General features: G+C 67.4%; 1 pseudogene. It reads right to left on the reverse strand.

Features of this window, described 5'->3' with window-relative positions:
* Positions 1 to 285 (reverse strand): annotated as a pseudogene (locus Q7A36_RS41340) (IS110 family transposase); the annotation flags it as partial.

The raw sequence follows: 285 nt of genomic DNA on the forward strand, positions 1-285 counted from the left end.
TTCCAGTTCCCGGATCAGCTCCAATGCCAACACGAGCCGGCGCCGCAGGCGGTCAAGCTCGGCTCGCAGCAGTGGCGGCACGGCCCTGCCATCCCCCGTGCGCAGCTCGGCCATGTCGCGCTCCCACGATCGCAGCGACGGTCTTTTCCGGATACCTTGTGTGAACAGCAGCGCCTCGATCCGGTTCTCGATGCGCAACTTTTCCTGGACGAGGTGCTCGCGCTCGCGGTGGGGCCGCTTGGCATCCTCCTGCTCGGGCGTGGGCACGCGCACCATGCTGCACAC

The sequence above is a fragment of the Paracraurococcus lichenis genome, from assembly GCF_030657435.1.
Classification (GTDB): Bacteria; Pseudomonadota; Alphaproteobacteria; order Acetobacterales; family Acetobacteraceae; genus Paracraurococcus; species Paracraurococcus lichenis.